Source organism: Ralstonia insidiosa, from assembly GCF_008801405.1.
GTDB lineage: Bacteria > Pseudomonadota > Gammaproteobacteria > Burkholderiales > Burkholderiaceae > Ralstonia > Ralstonia insidiosa.
This window is the reverse complement of the sequence record NZ_VZPV01000005.1, coordinates 106,475-129,078: the sequence shown is the minus strand read 5'-3', so window position 1 is coordinate 129,078 and position 22,604 is coordinate 106,475. Positions and strand designations below refer to the sequence as shown.

Sequence of the window (22,604 nt, the reverse complement as noted above, 5' to 3'; positions counted from 1 at the left end):
GCGCAGCAGCGTTTCAAGGCGACGCGCACGTGGGTTGGTGCGAGTCGTGCCCGACGGTAGCGCGACACGAATGCCGCCCGCAATCAAATCTCGCTGCGCGTGAACTGTGCTCCGAGCAACTGCCGCGAGGTGTGCATGAAATGCGCACACAACTGGCGGCTCTGCTCAAAACTGTGCTCTGCCGGCTCGGTTCCGGACGTTGTCTGTGCAGGCTTGCACATGCCGCCACGCTCAAACTGTGCTCTGCCCAAATCGGGCAATGTGTGCCTGTCCGGCCCGCAATCACGCGCCTAACCTTGGAGACCCATGCGCCGCCACGAGGACCACCATGCAGCCATGCTTCACGCCCACCGACCACGCCGGCAGCGTGTCCTGCACGGTCACGCGCTACCGGAACGGCGCCCCAACATCAACCGCCGATCAGGTGGTCGAGGAGTTGCCGGTCGCGCTGGTCTTCAACGGGATCTCGCATGCGGTGATGATGGCCACGCCCATCGACCTGGAAGCGTTTGCGCTGGGCTTTGCGCTCAGCGAAGGCATTGTCGAACGCGCGACTGACGTCTTCGACATCGAAGCCGAACTCCGGCCAGACAGTGCCGAGGTACAGCTGACAATCGCGCAGCAGGCGTTCATGGCGCTCAAAGACAAGCGCCGCACGCTGACCGGCCGCTCCGGATGCGGCGTTTGCGGTATCGAAAGCATCGCACTGCTCGATCTGCACCCTGCGTGCCTCGACCACGCGGGTACCGCAAACGATATCGGCGCGGCAGCCATCGAGCGTGCCGCGCGCGAACTGCCCGCGCACCAGGTGCTGATGCATGAGACCGGCGGTATCCATGCCGCGGCATGGTGCTCCCGTAACGGTGAAGTGCTCAGCGTCTTTGAAGACGTAGGCCGCCACAACGCACTCGACAAGCTGATCGGCCAGCTCGCCCGCCTGAAGATCGATACGCGTGCCGGCTTCGTGTTCCTGTCGAGCCGTGCCAGCTATGAACTGGTGCGCAAGGCCGCCCGTGTGGGCATTCCGATGGTCGCGACAATCTCTGCCCCCACTTCGCTCGCCATCAACATTGCACAGCAAGCGGGCATCCGGCTACTTGGCTTCTGCCGTGAGAACGGCTTCGTCGAATACACGGCGCCCATCACCGAATCCGCTTCCACCTTAGCGCCCGCAATGGCCTGCGGTCCTTCCCGCTAGCGCGGCGATGCCTCATGGAGCATAGCGATGACACCCGCCTCCGATCACCCACCCGCACAGTCCGATGTGCAGGCCAGCACCGACACCCCAGACATCGAGAACACAGCGTTTCAGCCTGAAGGCCGGCAACTGAACATTGCCGCAGGCTTCGAGGTGCGCCTGCAGCGCGTCCCGATTGACATTCAAGCCGAGCTTGAGCCGATCATGCGCAACCCGAAGGTCGGCGCGGTCGTGAACTTCGTAGGCGTCGTAAGACAAAGCGGCGACCTCGACGATGTGATCGCGCTGGAGCTGGAGCACTATCCCGGCATGACCGAGCAGACGCTCTGGACCCTCATTGAAGAAGCGGCGGCGCGTTGGCAGGTCGAAGCCGTGAAGATCGTCCATCGCGTGGGCCGCATTGCGCTGGGCAATCCGGTGGTGCTGGTTGCGGTGGCTGCGCCGCATCGCGCATCGGCGTTCGACGCCTGCGAGTTTCTGATGGACTTTCTCAAGACTCACGCACCGTTCTGGAAGAAGGAGATCCAGCGCAGCGGCGCATCCGAATGGGTCGAAACCAAAATCAGCGACGAGCAAGCCATGAAGCGCTGGGGATAAGCACATCCATGAAACTCAACATCCGATATTTCGCCAGCATTCGCGAGCAGTTGGGCATCACGCAGGAAACCATCGACATCGACGTGCCCGAACTGAGCATCGACGCACTGCGCTCCACCCTGGCCGCGAGGCATGCGCAAACCGCCGAAGCGTTGCGCACCGGTCGGGCGGTGCGGGCTGCCGTCAATCAGGAGACCGTCGACGGCGCGTTCATCGTGCGCGAGGACTGCGAAGTTGCGTTCTTCCCGCCCGTTACCGGTGGCTGACCTGCGGCCACCAATTCGCCCCCGCTCAGCGGTCGCACATCGCGACCAGCTTGCCGACGGTAATGACGGCCTGCTCGATCTCGCTCGACCACGTACTGCTGTAGTTGAGCCGGATGTAATTCCGGTAGGTGTCCGAAATCGAGAACATGTAACCCGGCCCAATCGTGATGCCACGTTCGAGCGCGAGTTGATACAAGCGCATCGCATCCACCTTGGGCGGCAGCTCTACCCACAGCACGTAGCCTCCTGCCGGGCTTGACATGCGCGTGCCCGCCGGAAAGAACCGCGAGACCATCGCCCGCATCAGGTTGGCCTGTTGCGCGTAGGCCTTGCGGACCCGTCGCAGGTGGTGCTCGTAGCCGTCGTGCTCCAGGAACTCCGCGATGGCCAATTGCGGGATCGACGGCGTGGTCAGCGTGTTCAGAAACTTGAGCTTCTCCACCTGATCGCGATACCGGCCCGGCAGCGCCCAGCCGATCCGGTACGCGGCCGTCAGGCTCTTCGAGAACGACGAGCAATGCAGCACCAGCCCCTTTTTGTCGTACGACTTCAGGCTGCTCGGGTGCGCGTTGCCGTAGTACAGCTCGTTGTAGACGCCGTTCTCGATCACGGGAATATCCGCCCGCGTGAGGAACTCAACCAGCTCGCGCTTGCGCTCGTCTGGCATCTGGAAACCCAGCGGGTTCTGAAAATTGGGCATCACCATGCACGCCGCAATCGGCTGCGACTTCACAATCGCGGCCAGCGCGGCAATGTCGATGCCGTATTCGGGGTGCGTCGCCACCTCGATGGCTTTCATGCCCATCCGCTCGATCGCGTGGAGCATGGCGTAGAACGTGGGCGACTCCACCGCAATCACATCGCCGGGCTTGGCGACGGCCTGCAGGCAGAGGTTGATGGCCTCCGTTGCGCCCACGGTGACGATGATCTCGTTGGGGTCGACCGACAGGCCGTTCTCCAGGTAGCGGCGCGCAATCTGGCGCACCAGCCGGGGATGACCGGGCGGCAGTGCGCCCGTCACGCCCCACAGCCCCTTCTCGCGGCCTGCGGTGTAAGCGTAGCGGTTGAGCTTCTCAAACGGGAACAGCGCAGGGTCCGGATACGGTGAGCCAAGCGGTATCGCATCGTTGGTACCAATCGAGCGCAGGGTCGAAAGCACCAGCCGGCTCACGTCCACCGACGATGAGATCGCCATCGGCTTGGACGGCTGCAGTTCGCGCATATGCAGCTCGCCATTGCCGCGCTGCAGGTTGACGAAGTAGCCCGACTGCGGGCGGCTCTCCAGCAGCCCACGGCTCTCCAGCAGCAGATACGCGTGCAGCACAGTGGTGATGCTGATGCGGTGCTGCTGGCTGGCCTGGCGCACCGATGGGATGCGGTCTCCGTGGTGGTAGACGCCCTGCCGGATGAGGCGCTCGAGGTCGTCCGCAAACTTCTCGTAGAGCTTCATCAGAGGCTCCCTGCCTGCGGCTTTCCGCCAGCACTTGTGCTCCGCTTTGTCCGTTCCACGACTGTGCTCCCTTGGCGGCTTGCCCGTGTCCGGCCGGCCGCATGTGTATTCGATAGGGGAAGCGTAAAGGCACAGTGCGGCTGTGCATGAGCACACATCAGTACGGTGCTGAAGAGTACAGTTTTACGCGATTTCTTAATTTCTCGCGAACTGTATTTCGCCCGATCGTGGCGGCGATTGCGTCACATTTTGGGACAGGATGTACCGAGCACATGCAGGCGCAGCGATGTCGATACCCAGGAGGGCATGCGCCCGCCACAGATCGCGGCGGGCCGAAGTCACAACAACGAATATCCAAGCATTCAGAACTTGTGACGCACCCCCAGCATCACACCCAGCCGCGAGTTGTTGCCGTAGGTATTGCCCGAGTTGTTGAACGCGGCAGCGCTATTCAGCGCAATCCAGGCACCTTGCAGACGCGTGTAGTCCACTTCCGCATACACGTCGGTGCGCTTGCTAAAGGCGTAATCGAGCATGCCGGCGGAGGTCAGGCGCTTGCCGCTGGCATCAAGATGCTTCATCCAGTCGTACTGCATGGTGCCGATGAAGCTCAACGCGCCGGAGATTGGCACCTTCGCGCCAACATAGGCGGCCTGGTTCTTGTAATCAGCCACGTCGAGGCGGCTGTTTGTGTAGCCCAGGTACCACGTGGCGATCGAGGTATCGAGCTTGCCGCCAAAACCCCAGACCGTCTGCTTGCTGGCCAGCGCCGCCGGCACCGCGCCGAAGAACGCCGAAGACACATCGCGCGTGACCTGGTACACCGCGCCTACTTCCGCCGACCCCATGCTGTAGACGATCGAGCCTGCACCGGCCGAACTCTTGCTGAAGCTGCCGGCGGCCTCGCCAAAGGTCCACGCGCCGGCCAGCTGCAAGCCACCGAATGACTTGATGTACTTGACCGTGTTGTCGTAACGCAAGCCGGTGTAGTTGCCGCCCTGATAGCCGACGATGGAGTTGTTGGCAAACGCCATCGCTTCATACGAAGACAGCACCTCATGCGCCAGCGTGTACTGTCGGCCGAGGTAAAGCTTGCCGTAGTCGCCCTCCAGGCCGACGACCGCGGTGCGCCCAAACAGCCGGCCGCCCTGCTGACTACCACCGGTATCGGGAAAGAACCCCGATTCGAGGATGAATATGGCCTTGGTGCCGCCACCCAGATCCTCCGTGCCGCGCAAACCCCAGCGGCTGCCGGTCAGCACGCCGTCCATCATCTGCAGATTGCTGTTGCCCGCCGCATTCTCATGCGTGCTGTAGCGGATGGTGGTGTCGATCAGCCCATAGAGCGTGACACCTCCGGTGGATTGCGCCGCTGCCGGCAGGCTCGTGGCTCCGAGTACCAGTGCGGCGATCATTGTCTTGTTCATGGCTCCCCTGTCTCCTCTTTGATGTGATGGGGTTGGATGTGCGATGGCTGCCCGCGCAGCCGTGGCGTTGCGTGGAACCCGCCCACAGCCGCACACGCCGTGGACGTCAAGTCAAAGGTGTCGTGGTTTAGCGGTCAGCCGCTGTCGCGCCGGTGCGGCTCATCTGCGCTTGCACGGCCATGCGCACAGCCGCGTTTGCGGCGCCATAGCCCAGGTAGCCGTCGCGCTGGACGAGCTCGAAGAAGAAGCGCTCGCGGAAGGGCTCGGTGTAGACGTGCAGGAAATCGCCGTGGGGATCGCGGTCGTAGAGCAACCCGTCGTCATGCAGGCGCGTGAGCAGCGTGTCGTCCAGGCCGAGCCTGGCGGCCACGTCGTCGTAGTAGTTCTCGGGCACGTGCAGCATGCGGGCCACGCTGCGGTCGATAGCCTCAACGGTGTCGAACAGCCGGTCCGTACGGAAGGCAATGTGATGCACGCCCGAGCCCGCATACGCGGCAATGAAGCGGCCGGTTGCCGTGTGCCCGCTTTCCGACACGTTGAGCGGAATCCGCAGGTTGCGGTCCGGGCTCACCATCGCCCGGCTTTTCACCAAGCCGTAGGGGTCGGCAATTTCCTGCACCGCTTCGGCCTGCATGCCGAAAACGGCGCGATAGAACAACACAAAGCTGTCGAGCCGATGCGCGGGCAGCGCCTGCGCAACGTGGTCGATCGAGGCCAATCCGGTTGCATCGGACTGCGCTTCGGGCTGCAGAATGAAATCGCTCTCGTAGATACTGCGCTCGGCGTGGCGGTCATCGATCAGATAGAGCAACGTGCCATCCGGTGCGCGCAACGCAGGAATGCTGCGCTCGCTCGGCCCCACCGGCCCACGCCACTCCTGGCAACACAACGCGCGGGCGCGTGTCATTGCGCGCTCGGCATCGTCCACCTTCAGGCCGATCGCGCAGACGGATGGCCCATGCAGTTGGAAGTGTTCCGACGCTGCACTGTCCTGCTCCATGTTCAGGATCACATTCACGCCGCCCTGCCGGTACAGATCCACCGCCTTGGAGCGATGGTGGCCCGCAAGACCAAATCCCAACGCACGCAGGCGCGCCTCCAGCTCCCGCCCGGCAGTGGCATCCACGGCAAACTCCAGGAAATCCACGCCGACAAAACGGGCGGGCTCAGGCAGCGCAACGCCACCGGCTTCCGACTCCAGCCAGATCAGGGAACGCATCCCGTCCAGGGCCGTCAAGCGCGCAGGGGCGGAGCGAAACTCGTCATTGAAGACCTCCAGCGACAGTGGCCCCGCATAACCGGCGGCAAGCAGATCGCACGCAAACGCCGCGACAGGCAGATCGCCCTGCCCAGGGAAATTGCGGTGATGCCGGCTCCAGGACAGCACGTCCATCGACAGCTTGGGCGCATCCGCAAACTGCACGAAGAAGAGCTTGTCCGCAGGCACGTCTTGGATGCCATCCAACGTGTCACCCAGCGACAGCGTATGGAAGCTGTCCAGGATCAGCCCGAGCGCGGAGTGGTCGGCCTGCTGCACGATCTGCCATGCCTGACGCCAACGCCGGGTGTGCCGGCCCCAGGCGAGCGCCTCGTAACCCACGCGCAGCCCGCGTTGCGCAGCAGCTTCGGCCATCTGGCGCAGATCGTCCGCCGCACGCGCGGGGTCATCGATCGCGATGTCCTGCACGTTGCTGCACACCAGCACCGTCTCGACACCCAGTTCGGCCATCACGTCGAACTTGCGCTGGGCACGCGCCAGATTGCGGGCGAGCAGATCGCGCGGCATCGCCTCGAAATCGCGAAACGGCTGGTACAGCATGATCGCCAGCCCCAGGTCTGCCGCCATCTGCCGTACGCGCGCCGGCGAGCCGTCGAAATTCAGCAGGTCGCTCTCAAAGATCTCGATGCCGTCAAACCCGGCAGCAGCAGCCGCTTCCAGTTTCTCGGGCAACGTGCCAGACAGGCACACGGTGGCGATGCATTTGGGGCGGGGGCCCGGGCGAAGCGGATTCATGGCGATGCGGTGGTCAGACGATGCCCGCAGCGTAGGTGGGCACCCCGTACGCTCACAAGCGGCATTCGCGCAACAGCGTTCGATAATCGTACAATCATGCGCACATATCGCACGTTCCTAGGGTTATCGCCATGAAGAAAGAACCGCTCGATCGGCGCGACTGGATCGCCGGGCTGGAGAAAGGGCTTGCCATCCTTGAGGCGTTCGACCACGAGCATCCACGCCTGACCCCCACGCAGGCGGCCGAGCTGACCGGGCTGACGCGCACGGCCGCGCGCCGCTACCTGCTGACCCTGGAGCACCTCGGTTACCTCACCAGCGAAGGCACGCTCTTCAGCCTGACGCCGCGCGTGCTGAAGGTGGGGTGGTCTTACTTTGACTCGGCCCGCTTGCCCCGCACGGTGCAGCCCTTCCTGCAGCAGGTGACGGCAGCCGTTGGTGAGGTGGCGTACCTGAGCGTGCTCGACGACTGGGAGCTGGTGTTCATCTCGCGCACCAGCACGAGCCGCGTGATGAGCACGGGCTTCGTGCTAGGGGCACGTGTGCCAGCGCCGCTTGCATCCGCCGGGGTGATGATGCTGGCCGCGCAGCCCGAGCAGGCCGTCAAGGCATGGCTGGAGACCTGCGTGCTGACACCCTATACGCCGTACACGATCCTGCAGCGCGAACGGCTGCTCGATGAAATTCGCAAGGCCAGTCGACAGGATTACGCCGTGGTCGAGCAGCAATTGCAGATCGGCGTGCGCGGCGTGGCGGTGCCGCTGCGCGATCGCCAAGGCAACGTGATTGCCGCGTTGAGCGTGAACATGCAAGTCGGCGAAGAGACCACGGAGCAGGCCTTGCAGCGCGTGCTGCAGGTGCTGCAGGACACCGCGCTGTCGATCATGCGGGTGTTGTAGGCCGACAGCCCATCGCGCACTTTCCCGGCGCAACACCTCAACCCTTTATCACGCGTACGGACTCGGAGAAACCCTTGAGTCGTACGCTATTCGCACCATGTTGTGCGATTATCGAACGTTTTCAGCCGGCAGCGGCTTGTGCCCCGCCATGGCGGCGGACTACGCTGCGGTGCGTGTACAGACGGCCCTTCATTGCACCACCTTCACGATAGGCCGCACAGACTAAAACCGGAGACCACCATGACCGCAGCCCCTGCCCACGAGCCTCTGGGCAAGCACCAGTCGAAGAAAGCCGCCGCCAGCGGCTGGATCGGCTCGGCGCTCGAGTACTACGACTTCTTCATCTACGCCACCGCGGCGGCGCTGATTTTCCCGCAGATCTTTTTCCCCAAGGGGGATCCGAAGACCGCCATCGTCGCCTCACTGGCTACGTACGGCGTGGGGTATATCGCACGGCCGATCGGCGCGTTTGTGCTGGGCCATCTTGGCGACACGCACGGGCGCAAGAACGTCCTGCTGGTGTGCATGTTCCTGATGGGTTTTTCGACCATCGCCGTGGGTCTGCTGCCAACGTATGACCAAGTTGGGCTGTTGGCCCCCACATTGCTGGTCATCATGCGACTGATCCAGGGTTTTGCCGTGGCCGGTGAAATTTCGGGCGCCAGTTCGATGATCCTGGAGCATGCACCGTTTGGCCGGCGCGGGTTCTTTGCGAGCTTTACGCTGCAGGGGGTGCAGGCCGGGCAGATCCTGGCAGCTGCCGTCTTCTTGCCGCTGGCGCACTACATGCCTGCCGAACAGTTCAACACCTGGGGCTGGCGCATTCCGTTCCTGCTGAGTTTCATCGTCATCGTCGCGGGCTACGTCATCCGCCGCGAAGTGCACGAAACGCCGGCCTTTACCGCTGAGCAACAGCAACAGGGCCGCCCCCGTTCGCCCATCCTCGAGGCGTTCAAATACAGCACGCCCGACATGCTGCGTGTGGTCTGCATGGCGCTGATGAACGTGATTCCGGTGGTGGCAACCATCTTCGGCGCGGCCTATGCGGTACAGCCGGCCTACGGCATCGGCTTTGCCAAGGACATCTACCTGTGGATTCCGGTGGTGGGCAACATCGTCGCCGTGCTGGTCATTCCGTATGTGGGCGACCTGTCCGACCGCGTCGGCCGCAAGCCGCCCATCGTGATCGGCTCGCTGCTTGCCGGCCTGCTCGCGTTTGGCTATCTGTATGCCATCAGCATCAAGAATGTGCCGCTGGCGTTTGGCATGTCGATTCTGATGTGGGGCGTGGTCTACCAGGGCTACAACGCGGTGTTCCCGAGTTTCTATCCCGAGCTGTTCCCGACGCGCACCCGTGTGTCTGCGATGGCGATTTCGCAAAACATCGGCACCGCCATCACCGCCATGCTGCCGGCGCTCTTCACGGCCGTGGCGCCCCCGGGATCGGACAACATCTGGCTGACCGTGGGTGCAATCGCCTTCGGCGTGACCATCATTGCCGCCGTGGCCGCCATGAGCGCGCGCGAAACCTACCGCATCCACATGGAAGACCTGGGCCAGCCAGCCGCGCAACCCGTCGACAAAGCTGAATACGCCCGCCAGCGGGCCGGCGCTCTGGCCGCCTGAAACACGCACCTCCTGAACCATGATTTCTGGAAAAACCACCCTCATCGCCCACATCGGCGACCCGACCGAGACCTTCAAGTCGCCGATGATCTACAACCCCTGGTTCGAACAGAAGGGCATCGACGCCGTTGTGGTGCCCATGGGGGTCAAGGCGGAGGACTACACGCAGAGCCTCCAGTCGATCTTCCGCTTCACCAATCTGCGCGGCGCACTGATCACCATGCCGCACAAGGTGACCACGGTCGATCTGGTCGATGAGGTGACGCCCGCTGTGCGCATTGCCGGCGCGTGCAACGCGGTGCTCAAGCGCGAAGACGGCACGCTGCTGGGCGACCAGTTTGATGGCGCAGGCTTTGTGCGCGGCGTGCTGCGAAAGGGGCACACATTGGAAGGCGCGCGCGTGCTGCTCTCCGGTGCGGGGGGTGTGGGCTCGGCGATTGCCGCGTCCCTGGCCGCCGCCGGTGTTGGCGAGCTGGCCCTGTACGACACGCGCGCAGCCTCGGCTGAATCGCTGGGCCGGCGTCTGCGCGAGCACTACCCGGCGTTGGTGGTGCGCACCGGCTCGAATGACCCGGACGGCTTCGACGTCGTCGTCAACGCCACCCCGGTGGGCATGAAGGACGACGACCCGCTGCCCTTCGACGTATCACGCATCGCGCCCAGCTGCTTTGTCGGCGAGGTGGTCATGAAGTCGGAATTCACTCCGTTGCTGCGCGCGGCGCTCGACAAGGGCTGCGAAGTCCAGGTGGGCACCGACATGCTGTTCGAGATGATTCCCGCCTACCTGGAATTCTTCGGCTTTGGCACCGCAACTGCAGAAGAACTGCGGCGTACGGCAGCCATTGCCTACTGAGTTCGATGACGCGTCGCCCGCTGAGCTTTGCCCTGCTGCTGCCGCTGTTGCTGTCTGCGCAGCCAGTGGCGACCGACAGCTACCTCCCCGCCCTGCCCGCGATTGCCCAGGCGCTGGGCTCGGTCAGCACGAGCCTCACGGTTTTCGCGCTGGCCTTTGGCATTGGGCAACTGCCGATGGGCAGCCTTGCCGATCGGTTTGGCCGTCGGCAGGTGCTGCTGATCGGGCTGGCGTGCTACGCCCTTGCGGCGCTGGCCGGCGCCCTGTCGATGACCGCGCCAATGCTGACGGCAGCGCGTGCCATGCAGGGTTTCGCCATGGCGGCCATCCTGGTGTGCGCACGTGCGGCCGTACGCGATCTGCATCCGGCGCGCGACGGCCCTCATGTGATGGCGCGTGGTCTCACCGGGCTGGGTTTCGTGGCATTGGTGGCGCCGATTCTGGGCGCCTTTGTCGCGCAGCATGCCGGTTGGCGCTGGGTGCTCGCGGGCATGAGCGGCTATGCGCTCGTGCTGTGGGCGATGTGCTGGTACGGCTTTGCCGAGACCCGGCAAGACACACACACCCAGGCCGGCGGCGTGCGCGAGATCTTTGCCAGCGCGGACTTTCGCGTCTGGGGGCTGCTGGCCGCCACGACCTACGCCGGCATGTTCTGCTTCCTGCTGCTCTCGCCGATGGTCTACATCGCTTACCTCGGCCTGTCGCCCGCGCTGTATGGCTGGATACCGGCCGGCGGCTCGCTCGTCTATATCGTGAGCACCACCGTTTGCCGGCGCCTGCTGCGTCACCAAAGCCTCGTGCGGACGGTGCAGCAAGGCGCAACGCTCAGCCTATGCGGCGCGGGCATCCAGGCGCTGGGCTGCTGGCTACTCCCTGGGGAGGCATGGCCGCTGCTGCTTGGGCACGGCGTCTATTGCATGGGGCACGGCATCCATCAGCCTTGCGGCCAGGCAGGCGCGGTGGGCGAACTTCCGCATCTTGCGGGGCGCGCGGTGTCATGGTCGGGCTTCATCATGATGCTGGCCGCCTTCTGCCTGGGGCAAACGGCTGCCGCCTTTGACAACCCATCGCACAGCCTGGGCGCGTGGCCCATGGTCGTGCCGATGATGCTTGCCGGCACGGTGCTGGCGTCGATCGCCTTCGTGTGGCTGCCAAGGCTGCCGCGTCCATCGAATCTGCAAAGGGTTGCCGCATAGCCGCAGGTGCGTGCGCATTGCCACAGGCGTGGTACACAATGCGGAGTTCTCACTCTTTGCTCAGCTACAGGAGTTCACACATGGGCCGCAATGCCGACTTGCCGTTCAAGACCGCCGGCCTGGAGTTTGTCGAGTTCGCCACCCAGGAGCCGACCGCACTGGGGCAGATGTTCCAATCGTTTGGCTTCAAGGCCATCGCGCGCCACGTGAGCAAAGACGTGACGCTGTACCGGCAGGGCGACATGAACTTCCTCGTCAACGCGGAGGCCGACTCCTTCGCCTACCGTTGGGCCGAGGAATACGGCGTGGGCATCTGCGCGATCGGCATCCGCGTCGATGATGCGCAGCGCGCCTATGACCGTGCTGTCGAACTGGGCGCATGGCCGGCCGAGGCCGAGCCGATCGGCCCGAGTGAATTGGTCATCCCTGCCATCCAGGGCGTGGGCGATACGCACCTGTATTTTGTCGATCGCTGGCGCGGCAAGCACGGCGCCAAGGGCGGTCTGGGCGACATCTCCATCTACGACATCGACTTCCGGCCGCTGGACCCTGCCACCGCGCATGAAGACTGGCACCACGCCGGTGTTGGGCTGGCGCGGGTCGACCACCTGACGCAAACCGTCGGCGCCGGCCGGCTGCAGGATTGGATCGATTTCTATCGCAACCAACTGGGCTTTAGCGAAATCCACGAACTGCACACCAATTGGCATGTCGCGCCGGATTCCCGCGTGATGGTGTCGTCGTGCGGCACGATCCGGATTCCGCTCTACGAAGAAGGCACACACCGCGCCCACCTGATGCACGCCTACCTGCCCGACCACCCCGGCGAAGGCGTGCAACACATTGCACTGGCCACCGACGACATCCTGCACACGGCAGCCGCGCTGGCGGCCAACGGCCTCACCTTTGTCGAGCCGCCGCCGCACTATTACGACACCGTCGATGCACGCCTGCCCGGGCATGGTCTGGATCTCGGTGCCCTGCGCCAGTACGGCATCCTGATCGATGGCGAGATCGTCGACGGTGTGCCCAAGCTGTTCCTGCAGACCTTTGTCAAACGCCACCCGGGCGAAATCTTCTTCGAGATCGTGCAGCGGCGCGGGCACCATGGCTTCGGCGAGGGCAATCTACCCGTGTTGACCGCGGCGGCCTGACCCGCTTCCACCCAACCATGAAAAAAGCCCGCCGAAACTCTGGCGGGCTTTTTTGTGGTGCGGTGCCGATCAGTAACCGGCAGCCAGACCCGTATTGCGACGCGGATCATTAGCGCCATAGAACTTGTTGTTGCCCACCGGCTTGCCGCCCAGCGACGGCGCACCAACGATGATGGCCGCCAGGTGATTGGCCGGCTGCGGCGCGCCAAGGTTGTGGCCCATGTCGGTCAGCACCTTGCGCGTATCCGGCGACAGCGCGTACGGCTCGACGTTGGTCACGTCCGGCAGCCATTGCTGGTGGAAGCGGGGCATATCCACGGCTTCCTGCACGTTCATGTCGTAGTCGATGGCGTTGATCATGGTCAGCATGACGGCCGTGATGATGCGGCTGCCACCCGGCGTGCCCACCACCATGACAGGCTTGCCGTCCTTGGTGACGATGGTCGGGCTCATGGAAGACAGCGGACGCTTGCCCGGGGCGATCGAGTTGGCTTGACCCTGCACCAGACCGTACAGGTTCGGCACACCAACCTTGGCGGTGAAGTCATCCATCTCGTCGTTCAGGATCACGCCCGTCTTGGCGGCCGTGACCTTGGCGCCAAACCAGTCGTTGAGCGTGTACGTGACCGACACGGCGTTGCCGTACTTGTCCGCAATCGAGTAGTGCGTCGTGTTGCTGCCCTCATGCGGCTCCACGCCCGGCTTGATGTCCTTCGACACGCCCGCCTTCTTCGGGTCGATCACGGCACGGATCTTGGCCGCGTAGTCCTTGCTCAGCAGACGGTCCAGCGGGTTCTTCACGAAGTCCGGGTCGCCCAGATAGCTGTTGCGGTCCACATAGGCGTGGCGCATGGCTTCGATCTGGTAGTGCGTCGCCTGCGCGGAGTGCCAGCCCAGCTCCTTGAGCGGATAGCCTTCCAGAATGTTCAGCATCTCGCAGATGATCACGCCGCCCGAGCTCGGGGGCGGTGCGGAGACCACGTGGTAGCCGCGGTAATCGCACTCGACCGGCGCCAGTTCACGCGTCTTGTAGCTCGTCAGGTCTGCCGTCGTAATCAGACCGCCACCGGCCTTGCTCGATGCAGCAATGGCCTCCCCGACCCAGCCCTTGTAGAAGCCGTCGGTGCCCTTGTTGCTGATCTCGCGCAGCGTCTTGGCCAGGTCATGCTGCACCAGCTTCTCACCCACCTGGAAGGGCTGGCCTTTGTTCAGGAAGATCGCGCCCGAAGCAGCATCCTCTTGGAAGTCCTTGGTGGAGGTGTGCAGCATGTCGACGTCGCCCTGATCGAGGGTGAACCCCTTTTCAGCCAGTGCGATGGACGGTGCGATCAATGCAGCGCGTTGCATGGTGCCGTACTTCTGGCGGGCGTATTCCATGCCCGACACCGTGCCCGGCACGCCCACAGCCAGATGGCCCTTGGTAGAGGCGCCCTTGATGACGTTGCCGTCCTTGTCCAGGTACATGTTGGCGGTGGCGGCCTTCGGCGCGACTTCACGGAAGTCGAGGAAGGTCTTGCGGCCATCGGCCAGCTGGATGGTCATGAAACCACCGCCGCCCAGGTTACCGGCTGCGGGATAAACCACGGCCAGCGCATAGCCGACTGCCACGGCCGCGTCGACTGCGTTACCGCCGCGCTTGAGCACGTCCACGCCCACCATGGTGGCGAGGTGCTGCGCGGAGACGACCATTCCGTTTTCTGCGGCAACCGGCGCCACGGAGGCGGCGTATGAGGGGGCAACGGCAGCGATGCTGACCGATGCGATTGCGGCGGCGATCCACCGCATGCCTGTTCTTGGATTCTGCATAGGAGCTCCTTTGGTACCTTCTGGACGCCGGTTGTGCCGGCGTACGTGTTATCGGCGCGCGAACCTTATCAGGCGGCGTGCTCGGGCACTATAGCCTCATCCCCGTATTGACGCCTTGCGCAGGCGGTGGGCCGTACAGCGTTAGCCCAGCGGCACCTCGAGCCCGACCTTCACGCGATTGAGCACCACCGCCGTGCGGTACCACTTGATGTTGTCGTTGTCGTCGAACATGCGGCGCGCCAGGGCTTCGTATTCCGTCATCGTGGCCACGTTGAGGATGAGTACGAAGTCAGCCTCGCCGGTCACGTAATAGCACTGCTGCACCTCGGGGCCGGACAGCGCTTTCTTGAGTGCAACCATGGCTGCGGTATTGGTGCGCTCCGCATGCACCTCGACAATCACGGTAATGGGCTTGGCCACCCGCTCCGGGTCCACCACCGCCACGTTGCCGACGATGACGCCCGCCTCTTCCATCCGCTTGATGCGCCGCTGCACGGCGGCGGTCGACAGATTCACCTGCTCCCCGATCACACGCAACGGCATGGTGTAGCACCGCTGCACGGCGTTGAGGATGGCGATGTCGAAGGTGTCGAGTTCGAGCGGTTTCTGCGCGGCCATGACAGGCTCAAGGTGAGAAATTTTTGCGTCTAACTGCGCAGAATAGCGGAAATTGCTCTACGGACGTGACATAGGATTTCGTGGTCACGCGTCTGCAGAGGCTCCTCCCATGCATTGGCATTCACAGCTCGTCAACCCGGAACCGCTTGCCCCCGGCGGCTTTCGGTCGCTGGCGACCCCGGTCTACCGCGGCTCAACCGTGTTGTTCGACAACGCGGCACAGGTGGTGGACGACTGGCGCCACGCCCAGCACGGCTACACCTACGGTCTTTACGGCACGCCCACCGCCATCGAACTGGGTGCGCGAATTGCGCAACTGGAACGTGCCCGCCATAGCTTTATCGTGCCGGGTGGGCAGGCGGCCATCGCGCTCGTCTATCTGGCCTGCTGCGGCGCGGGCAGCCACGCGCTGGTGCCGTTCAACGCCTATGGGCCCAACCGCGCCATGGCCGACGGCCTGCTCAAACGCATGGGCATCGAGGTGCAAACGTACGACCCGCTCATCGGCGCCGGCATTGCAGCACTCATCCGCCCGAACACAACGCTCGTCTGGACCGAAAGCCCTGGCTCGGTCACGATGGAAGTGCAGGACGTGCCGGCCATCGTGGCGGCAGCGCACGCGCGCGGCGTGCCGGTTGCGCTCGACAACACGTATACAACTGGCGTGTATTTCGACGCCTTCGCCCACGGGGTCGACATCAGCATGCAGGCGCTGACCAAGTACGTGGGCGGCCACAGCGACCTGTTGCTCGGCTCGGTCTCGGTCAACTCGGACGCCATGTTCGAGCGCGTGGGGAGTGCGTTTGCCGACCTGGGCATGGGCGCATCGCCCGATGACTGCAGCCTGGCACTGCGCGGCCTGCAAACCTTGGGGCTGCGGCTGGAGCGCCTGCAGGCCTCCACGCTTGCGGTGGCGCGCTGGCTGCATCTGCAGGACTGCATTGCGACCGTGCTGCATCCGGCGTTGCCGTCATGCCCGGGGCACGAATTCTGGAGGCGCGACTTTACCGGCGCGACCAGCGTGTTCTCGGTGGTGTTTCAGGAGAGCGTGTCCGCCGCACAGGTCAATGCATTTATCGATGCGCTACGTGTGTTCCGGATTGGCATGAGCTGGGGCGGCACAAGCAGCCTGGTGATGCCGTATCCCGATCTGGCGCGTCCGAACCGCCACTATCGCGGCCGCCTGGTGCGGCTCAATGTCGGACTGGAGGCGCCGGAAGACCTGATTGCCGATCTGCGGCAAGCCATGGCGCACGCGTTCACCACCCAGCAGGCTGTCACTGCATAGCGCCCAATACATCAATCAGCCGACACAAACGGCGGCGCACGCCGCCGCACCGGCTGGGCCTTGACGATGGCGGTGTTGGTCTCGGCGTGATCGGCCACACGATCGAGGATGTGGTCGAGCTGGTCGATCGAGCGCACATACAGCCGGGCGATGAAGCAATCCTCGCCCGTGACCTTGTCGCATTCGCCAATCTCCGGAATTTCTTCGATCAGCTTCTGCACGATATGCAGCTTGCCCGGCATGGGCCGCACGCGCACGATGGCCTGCAGCGTGTAGCCCAGCGCCTTGGGGTCGATGTCGACCGTGTAATGGCGGATCACGCCGCGCTCTTCCAACCGGCGCAGACGCTCCGACACACTGGGGGACGACAGCCCCACCTGCTCGGCCAGTTGCTTGAGCGAGCTACGGGAATCGGTCAGCAGGACATCCAGAATCCGCTGATCCAGCGCATCAATCGTGCTCATTGCACCTCCCAACGGCCATTGGCGTTTTTGGCCTTATTTCATTAACAAGAACCATCAGTTTGCCTCAGAAAAGCAATGGAAGTCTGGCAATGCGCGTGCGATCCTTCTCACATCCAATGCACGGGGTGGCAGGCATGAACGACAAGACACGCGGCACGGTCGAGATGACCACCGCCATGACGATTTCCGGGACGATCGGCTGGTTCGTGGTCCGCTCGGGTCAACCGGTGATGGACGTGGTGTTCTGGCGCTGCCTGTTCGGTGCACTCACGCTGCTGGCGGTGTGCGCGGGGCTGGGGTTGCTGCGCGGCGCCATCACCTGGAAGCGCGCCGGCATTGCCGCATTGGGCGGGGTGGCCATCGTCATCAACTGGCTGCTGCTGTTTGCTGCGTATCCGCGGGCGTCCATCTCGATTGCTACGGCGGTCTACAACACGCAGCCGTTCATGCTGGTGGGACTGGGTGCCCTGTTTCTATCGGAGCGCCTGACGGCAGCCAAGCTGACCTGGCTGGCCATCGCCTTTGTCGGGGTCGTGCTGATCGTGCAAGTAGGGCCGGCGGCGGCTAGCGGCACGGACTACCTGATGGGCATCGCGCTGGCGCTGGGTGCGGCGTTTGCCTACGCGGTGGCGGCCATCATCACCAAGAAGCTGGCCGGCACGCCACCGCACCTGATTGCGCTCATCCAGGTGTGCGTGGGCGTGCTGATGCTGGCGCCGCTGGCCAACCTGTCACATCCGCCGGCCGATGCCCATACGTGGGTGTTGCTGGTGACGGTGGGCGTGGTGCACACCGGGCTGATGTACATCCTGCTGTACGGCGCTATTCAGCGGTTGCCGACGCATCTGACGGGGTCGCTGTCGTTCATCTACCCGATCGTTGCGATTGCCGTTGACATCCTTGCCTTCGGGCATCGGCTGCAGCTGGCGCAGTTTCTGGGGGCGGGGGCCATCCTGCTGGCGGCGGCGGGCATGAACCTGGGTTGGTCGCCTTATTGGTGGTTGCGTCGCTGGTTGCGTCGGTGGCTGCGTCCGGGGGCAGATTCGGCCGCTGTCAAATAATGCAATACGCTTAAGCCCCCACAACACGAATCCGCTGCCCAACTGCTGTTATTCTTGTGCGTTTTCCGCCGGCCACCCGGGCGCGCCCTGCGCCCGTCTCTCTCTCTTGACGCCGGACGGACGCAGAACTCCAGAACATACGCACAAGATGAAGGAAGGCCACCCGCCACAACCGGGCCGCGAGGCCGCGATCGCCTGGATCCAGGAACAAATGCAAACCTATGCGCTGTCGGTCGAAGACCTGCAGGCACGAGGCTGCTTCGATTTACCGCCCCCACCCGCCGGCCCCATCTATATGAGCGCCGACGGTCAGCGTTGGGACGGCGCAGGCGACATGCCCGACTGGCTGAAGCGCGCAGTGAATGCCGGACAGAGCATCGAGCATTTCCGCGTAAGCTAAAGAATGCGGTGCCCATCTGGGGTAGCCACTGGCGGCGCATTGCAAATGCGTCGCGCGCAATCTATTGGCGTCCACCCTGTTCTGCCTGAAGGCGGCCCATTTCGGGTCGCCTTTTTTCTTGGGCAATGCGGTTTTTCGCCCTCCAAAAAAAATTTTCGTTTTCCGTATCAGGAATCTGTCAGTGCGGCGACCAAGTTGCACGGAACGCGTTTGCGCATTGCCGCAGCGCACCGTACAGCGAGGCAATCACGCCTTTGCTGGTCAAAAGACACCTGCTCAATCAAGGAGAACGCAAATGAAACAACAAGCCATCATCGCCGCCGCCCTAGGTAGCCTGCTCGCACTGGGCGCTCTGTCGACTCCGGTGCAAGCGGCAGACGCTGCCGGCAAGGAAAAGTGTTACGGCGTGGCCAAGGCCGGCCAGAACGATTGCGCCAGCCCGGGCAGCGCCCACGCCTGCGCCGGCCAATCGAAGATCGACAAGGACCCGATGTCGTGGAAGTACGTGCCGGCCGGCACCTGCGCGCAGATGGGCGGCACGATGCAAGCGCCGTCCAAGTAAGCGTCAGCCGACGGAACCGGGTGACCGCCATGCAGACCACTCTGCCCACGTGCGCCGGCGCAGGCCTGCGCGCCCCGCATTTTCCCGCCCTGCTGCACGGGGAGGCTCGCTTCCCCTGGGTGGAAGTGCACAGCGAGAACTACCTGTATGGCGGCCCGGCCCGCGCCGCGCTGCTGGCCGCACGGGCGCTCCAGCCCGTGAGCCTGCACGGCGTGGGCATGGGGCTCGGCAATGCCGATGGATTGGACATTGACCACGTGCGCGCCATCGCCACGCTGGCCGATGCCGTTGCGCCCAACGCCATATCCGAGCACCTGTGCTTCAACCGCAGCGGTGCCCAGGTCGTCAACGACCTGCTGCCCCTGCCCTATTCCCGCGAGTCGCTCGACCTCGTGTGCGCCAACGTCATGCGCGCGCAGGACATTCTCAAGCGGCCGCTGCTGATTGAAAACATCGCCGCGTATATCGATTGCCGCGCGCTGGTCGATGCCGAGGAGGCCGTCTCTGAAGGCGCCTTCCTGACTGCACTCGCGCGCCGCACCGGCTGCGGCATCCTGCTGGACCTCAACAATCTCTACGTCAACAGCGTCAACCACGGCGTGACAGTCGAATCGGTGCTGGCCGACATCGACCCAACGCTGGTGGGTGAGATTCACCTGGCCGGGTTCAGTACAGAAGACGGCATGCTGATCGACACGCACAGCGCGCCGGTCCATGCGCCTGTCTGGGCGATCTACGAAGCATGGATCGCCGCCCACGGTGCGCGTCCGACGCTCATCGAGTGGGATGCCGACATCCCGCCTGTGCAGGTGCTGCTGCAGGAAGCTGAACGCGCGCAGGTCATTCTCGACCGTCATAGTTCCACAGTCACGGAGAGCGACCATGCGCCTGCCTGACTGGGAATCCCATCTGATCAGCACGCTCACAACACCACCCACGGGCGATGATGACGCGCGCGGCGTGGCCGTCTATCGCAACACGCGCCTGGCCATCCTGCGCAACACGCTGGCCGGTGCGTATCCGGTCTGCCGAGCGCTCGTCGGCGATGACTGCTTCGATGCCATCGTGCGCGACACGCTGGCGGTGCAGGGCTCAACCTCTGCGAACCTGCATCGCTATGGCGATGCCTTGCCCGAAGTCATCGCGCTATCGCCGCTGGCAGGCAGCGTGCCGTATCTGGCTGACGTGGCCCGCTTGGAATGGCGCGTGCACTGGGCGCACTACGCACCGGATGCGCACACCCAGGCGCTGGACGCTGCCGCGCTCGGCGCGCTGCTCGCACAGCCGGCGGACACCCTCCGCGCCGGTCTCGTCGACGGGGCTTGGTATGTGGCCTCGCCGTGGCCGGTTGTGTCGATCTGGCGGGCGCATCAGCCCGACGCAGCCATCGCATTGAGCAGCATCGACCTCAGCACGCCTGAAGCGGCGGTCGTCACTGTGCAAGATCACCGCGTCGTCGTGCTCGACCTCGATCCGAGCACCGCCGTATTTCTCGCTGCCTGCGATGCAACACCATCATTGCAGGCCGCCCTCACGCAAACACTGACTGCGCAGGCGGATTTCGATCTGACCGCCTGCCTGGCCGGCCTCTATCGCGCGGGGTTGCTCGCGCTGTCCACGCACCCTGCACCCCAGGGCTCGATCCTTGGAGACACACCATGAACACCGCTACCCTTGCCCCGCTCACACGCATCCGCGCCACGCTCGATCGCTTTGCCGGCCCGCAGAGCGGGCTGTGCTCGCTCATCCTGCTGATCGTGCGGGCGTACCTCTTCTACGTATTCTTCCGCTCGGGCCTGACCAAGCTGCACGACTGGGACACCACCGTGCTGCTCTTCACCGAGGAGTACAAGGTCCCGCTGCTGCCGCCCATGCTGGCAGCAGCGCTGGGCACCTTTGGCGAAGTGGTCCTCCCGTCGTTGATGTTGATCGGTATCGTGCCGCGGCTGGCGGCGGCAGGGTTGTTCTTCGTCAACGTCGTGGCCGCGCTGTCGTACTGGGCAAACCTGTCCGCCTCGGCCATCGAGTTTCACTTCGTGTGGGGTGTGCTGATCGCGATCGTGGCGACGGTTGGGCCGGGCCGGCTGGCGTTGCAGACGCTGTGGCAGCGCAAGCAAACCGCCGCGCCGGGTCACGCATATTGACCAGCAGAGCGTAAGACGCGCAGTTTCGGTGCAGGGCGACAGGCTTATCATGTGGGCCTGTCGCCATTTTTTTCAGGAGCATCGATGCGCTTCCCCTCGTTGTCCTTGGTAGTCCGCGCCGGTATGCCACGCCGCCAGATCGGCGTACTGGCTGCAATCGGCGCCGCATCGGTGCTGACGGCCTGCGCCTGGGGCGATGGCCCCGACCGCACTGGCGCCCGCATGACCGACGACTCCCTGCTGTCGTATCAGGTGAAGGCCGCACTTGATCAGGACACGGCCTTGAATACCCGCCAGATCCGCATCCACACCACGCCGGAAGGCAAGGTCACCCTCACCGGCTGGGTCGATTCCGCTGAAATGGCCCGCCGCGCAGGCGAAGACGTCAAGCGCTTCGTTGATCCTGCCAAGTTGGACAACCAGCTGCGAATCCTCTCCCGCAGCCAGGTGCTCGGCGGCGGCCCGCTGATCCCGGCCGGCCTGCCGCCCGCAGCACCGGCCAGCGCTCCAGCCGCGCGCTAAGCATGTTGCGTGCCCGTACGGGCGGGCACGCGCCCCACCGGCATCAACTGCAACAGCCCGAAACCCACCTCCGCGATCAGGAACGGCACCACCAGCAGCGTGGCCCCCGACATCAACGCGAACGCTTGCCAGGCTGAAAAGAGCCAACGCGCAACGGCGTCGTAACGGCCCAGCGTCACACTGGCCTGCCGGAGTCGCAGCACCGACCACACGCACACCACAGAGCCCATCAGGTTGGCCATCAGCAGATGCGCCGGCTCGAACGCCGGCAGGCTGCCGATACCCAGCGCACCGGCCAGCGCATTCAAGGCTTGATGCAGCAACGCGAACGTCCACGGCGTGGCAAACGGTGCGGACACGATCAGGTCGTACCAGGCGCTGGCGCGCACGATGCGTAGAAAAGTCGATTCGGAAACCACGGCAAGACTCCAGAAGTGAAAGAAGCATCACCGTAAACCCTGGTGTACGCTCCAAGGTCAAGCCCGTTTCTGTTGCGAGACCCTATGCCCGCCACCCTCCCCGCCCGCACCGACGATCTTTCCATCGGCGATCTGGCCGCCGCCACCGACGTTTCGCGCGACGGCCTGCGCTTTTACGAGGCGCGCGGCCTGATCCGTGCGCGGCGACGCAGCAACGGTTACCGCGCCTACCCGCCCGAAACCGTTGAACTGGTGCGCTACGTGCGCACGGCCCAGCAACTCGGCTTCACGCTGGCCGAAATTGGCGAGGGCATGAACCTGGTGTGGCAGCAACCCGACACGGATGCCGCCGTCACCGCCCTGCTGCGCGAAAAGCTGTCCAGCATCGACGCCCGCATCGCCAGCCTGCAGGCCATGCGCGACGCCCTGGCTACGCGGTTGGGCCTGCCGTGCCCACTTGCGCCAACCTGAGAAGGCCAGCATGTCTTGTCATATAACTGACGCAGACTGCCGCCTTGGAGCGATTTGCCGCGGTTTTTCGCGTTTTCCCACCTCCTGACGGCTTGCTGAGTCGTGAAAGGCGCTTGAAAGATCGCGTCGGTAAAAACGCACCCGTCTCAAGGGGAGTCTTTGCAGTGAA

Annotated in this window: 24 protein-coding genes; 17 read left to right on the top strand and 7 right to left on the bottom strand. The window is 64.2% G+C overall.

Annotated features, from left to right (window positions below; all coding sequences use genetic code 11):
- Window positions 1–328 precede the first annotated feature (328 nt).
- From fdhD to moaD, 3 genes are read left to right on the top strand one after another with little or no spacing between them, the layout of a single operon-like run.
- Complete coding sequence (gene fdhD / locus F7R11_RS26070; RefSeq protein ID WP_064807044.1) at window positions 329–1,198, top strand: formate dehydrogenase accessory sulfurtransferase FdhD; 870 nt, start codon at window positions 329–331, stop codon at window positions 1,196–1,198.
- Window positions 1,199–1,225: 27 nt separating this feature from the next.
- The gene (locus F7R11_RS26065) at window positions 1,226–1,795 is read left to right on the top strand and encodes a molybdenum cofactor biosynthesis protein MoaE (RefSeq protein ID WP_082932911.1); all 570 of its coding nucleotides are present in this window, start codon (window positions 1,226–1,228) and stop codon (window positions 1,793–1,795) included.
- A gap of 8 nt (window positions 1,796–1,803) precedes the next feature.
- Window positions 1,804–2,061, top strand: coding sequence for a molybdopterin converting factor subunit 1 (gene moaD / locus F7R11_RS26060; RefSeq protein ID WP_021192520.1), 258 nt, complete (start codon window positions 1,804–1,806; stop codon window positions 2,059–2,061).
- A gap of 25 nt (window positions 2,062–2,086) precedes the next feature.
- Here the strand turns inward: moaD and F7R11_RS26055 are convergent, their stop codons facing one another.
- The 3 genes from F7R11_RS26055 to F7R11_RS26045 form a co-directional block, all read right to left on the bottom strand.
- The gene (locus F7R11_RS26055) at window positions 2,087–3,511 is read right to left on the bottom strand and encodes an aminotransferase-like domain-containing protein (RefSeq protein WP_064807042.1); all 1,425 of its coding nucleotides are present in this window, start codon (window positions 3,509–3,511) and stop codon (window positions 2,087–2,089) included.
- A 362-nt stretch (window positions 3,512–3,873) separates the two neighbouring features.
- A complete protein-coding gene (locus F7R11_RS26050) occupies window positions 3,874–4,938 on the bottom strand; it encodes a porin (protein ID WP_064807040.1) in 1,065 nt (354 codons plus the stop codon).
- A 127-nt stretch (window positions 4,939–5,065) separates the two neighbouring features.
- Window positions 5,066–6,952 (bottom strand): bifunctional sugar phosphate isomerase/epimerase/4-hydroxyphenylpyruvate dioxygenase family protein, encoded by a 1,887-nt coding sequence (locus tag F7R11_RS26045; RefSeq protein ID WP_064807037.1) that lies wholly within the window; start codon window positions 6,950–6,952, stop codon window positions 5,066–5,068.
- 131 nt (window positions 6,953–7,083) lie between these two features.
- Here F7R11_RS26045 and F7R11_RS26040 point away from each other — a divergent pair, with 131 nt between their 5' ends.
- The 5 genes from F7R11_RS26040 to F7R11_RS26020 all read left to right on the top strand — a co-directional run bounded on the left by F7R11_RS26040 (window position 7,084) and on the right by F7R11_RS26020 (window position 12,680).
- Complete coding sequence (locus F7R11_RS26040; RefSeq protein WP_064807032.1) at window positions 7,084–7,851, top strand: IclR family transcriptional regulator domain-containing protein; 768 nt, start codon at window positions 7,084–7,086, stop codon at window positions 7,849–7,851.
- 240 nt (window positions 7,852–8,091) lie between these two features.
- Window positions 8,092–9,477, top strand: coding sequence for an MFS transporter (locus F7R11_RS26035; RefSeq protein ID WP_021192525.1), 1,386 nt, complete (start codon window positions 8,092–8,094; stop codon window positions 9,475–9,477).
- Window positions 9,478–9,496: 19 nt separating this feature from the next.
- Window positions 9,497–10,330, top strand: coding sequence for a shikimate dehydrogenase family protein (locus F7R11_RS26030; protein ID WP_064807030.1), 834 nt, complete (start codon window positions 9,497–9,499; stop codon window positions 10,328–10,330).
- A 5-nt stretch (window positions 10,331–10,335) separates the two neighbouring features.
- Window positions 10,336–11,526 carry an MFS transporter gene (locus F7R11_RS26025; protein WP_064807024.1) on the top strand — a complete coding sequence of 397 codons (1,191 nt, stop codon included), beginning with the start codon at window positions 10,336–10,338 and terminating at the stop codon, window positions 11,524–11,526.
- An 80-nt stretch (window positions 11,527–11,606) separates the two neighbouring features.
- Window positions 11,607–12,680: a 4-hydroxyphenylpyruvate dioxygenase family protein gene (locus F7R11_RS26020; RefSeq protein ID WP_064807021.1), complete on the top strand. Its 1,074-nt coding sequence runs from the start codon at window positions 11,607–11,609 to the stop codon at window positions 12,678–12,680.
- A 69-nt stretch (window positions 12,681–12,749) separates the two neighbouring features.
- Here F7R11_RS26020 and ggt read toward each other — a convergent pair whose 3' ends face one another.
- Together ggt and F7R11_RS26010 are read right to left on the bottom strand one after the other, a co-directional pair.
- Window positions 12,750–14,486, bottom strand: a complete 1,737-nt coding sequence (ggt, locus tag F7R11_RS26015) for a gamma-glutamyltransferase (RefSeq protein WP_064807019.1) — start codon at window positions 14,484–14,486, stop codon at window positions 12,750–12,752.
- A 141-nt stretch (window positions 14,487–14,627) separates the two neighbouring features.
- Complete coding sequence (locus F7R11_RS26010) at window positions 14,628–15,104, bottom strand: Lrp/AsnC family transcriptional regulator (protein ID WP_064807014.1); 477 nt, start codon at window positions 15,102–15,104, stop codon at window positions 14,628–14,630.
- A 70-nt stretch (window positions 15,105–15,174) separates the two neighbouring features.
- Between F7R11_RS26010 and F7R11_RS26005 the strand changes: the two genes are divergently transcribed.
- Window positions 15,175–16,392, top strand: a complete 1,218-nt coding sequence (locus F7R11_RS26005) for a cystathionine beta-lyase (protein WP_257784476.1) — start codon at window positions 15,175–15,177, stop codon at window positions 16,390–16,392.
- 11 nt (window positions 16,393–16,403) lie between these two features.
- Here the strand turns inward: F7R11_RS26005 and F7R11_RS26000 are convergent, their stop codons facing one another.
- The gene (locus F7R11_RS26000) at window positions 16,404–16,856 is read right to left on the bottom strand and encodes an Lrp/AsnC family transcriptional regulator (RefSeq protein WP_021192532.1); all 453 of its coding nucleotides are present in this window, start codon (window positions 16,854–16,856) and stop codon (window positions 16,404–16,406) included.
- Between the two features lie 134 nt (window positions 16,857–16,990).
- On the opposite strand from F7R11_RS26000, the gene F7R11_RS25995 reads away from it, so the two are divergent.
- The 7 genes from F7R11_RS25995 to F7R11_RS25965 all read left to right on the top strand — a co-directional run bounded on the left by F7R11_RS25995 (window position 16,991) and on the right by F7R11_RS25965 (window position 21,545).
- Entirely contained in the window at window positions 16,991–17,917 is a 927-nt protein-coding gene (locus F7R11_RS25995; protein ID WP_064809028.1) for a DMT family transporter, read from the top strand.
- Window positions 17,918–18,065: 148 nt separating this feature from the next.
- Complete coding sequence (locus F7R11_RS25990) at window positions 18,066–18,317, top strand: H-NS family nucleoid-associated regulatory protein (protein WP_064807009.1); 252 nt, start codon at window positions 18,066–18,068, stop codon at window positions 18,315–18,317.
- Between the two features lie 295 nt (window positions 18,318–18,612).
- The gene (locus F7R11_RS25985; protein ID WP_048931458.1) at window positions 18,613–18,879 is read left to right on the top strand and encodes a BufA1 family periplasmic bufferin-type metallophore; all 267 of its coding nucleotides are present in this window, start codon (window positions 18,613–18,615) and stop codon (window positions 18,877–18,879) included.
- A gap of 29 nt (window positions 18,880–18,908) precedes the next feature.
- Window positions 18,909–19,775, top strand: a complete 867-nt coding sequence (gene bufB / locus F7R11_RS25980) for an MNIO family bufferin maturase (RefSeq protein WP_064807006.1) — start codon at window positions 18,909–18,911, stop codon at window positions 19,773–19,775.
- Window positions 19,762–20,541 (top strand): HvfC/BufC N-terminal domain-containing protein, encoded by a 780-nt coding sequence (locus tag F7R11_RS25975; protein ID WP_064807003.1) that lies wholly within the window; start codon window positions 19,762–19,764, stop codon window positions 20,539–20,541. The genes bufB and F7R11_RS25975 overlap by 14 nt, the downstream gene beginning before the upstream one ends.
- Entirely contained in the window at window positions 20,538–21,023 is a 486-nt protein-coding gene (locus F7R11_RS25970; RefSeq protein WP_021192537.1) for a DoxX family protein, read from the top strand. The genes F7R11_RS25975 and F7R11_RS25970 overlap by 4 nt, the downstream gene beginning before the upstream one ends.
- Before the next feature lie 84 nt (window positions 21,024–21,107).
- Window positions 21,108–21,545: a BON domain-containing protein gene (locus F7R11_RS25965; RefSeq protein ID WP_064807001.1), complete on the top strand. Its 438-nt coding sequence runs from the start codon at window positions 21,108–21,110 to the stop codon at window positions 21,543–21,545.
- On the opposite strand, the gene F7R11_RS25960 is transcribed toward F7R11_RS25965, so the two are convergent.
- Complete coding sequence (locus tag F7R11_RS25960; RefSeq protein ID WP_064806998.1) at window positions 21,542–21,964, bottom strand: hypothetical protein; 423 nt, start codon at window positions 21,962–21,964, stop codon at window positions 21,542–21,544. The genes F7R11_RS25965 and F7R11_RS25960 overlap by 4 nt on opposite strands.
- An 84-nt stretch (window positions 21,965–22,048) precedes the next feature.
- Here F7R11_RS25960 and F7R11_RS25955 point away from each other — a divergent pair, with 84 nt between their 5' ends.
- On the top strand, window positions 22,049–22,435 hold the full coding sequence (locus tag F7R11_RS25955; protein ID WP_064806995.1) for a MerR family transcriptional regulator: 387 nt from the start codon (window positions 22,049–22,051) through the stop codon (window positions 22,433–22,435).
- Window positions 22,436–22,604: the final 169 nt, after the last annotated feature.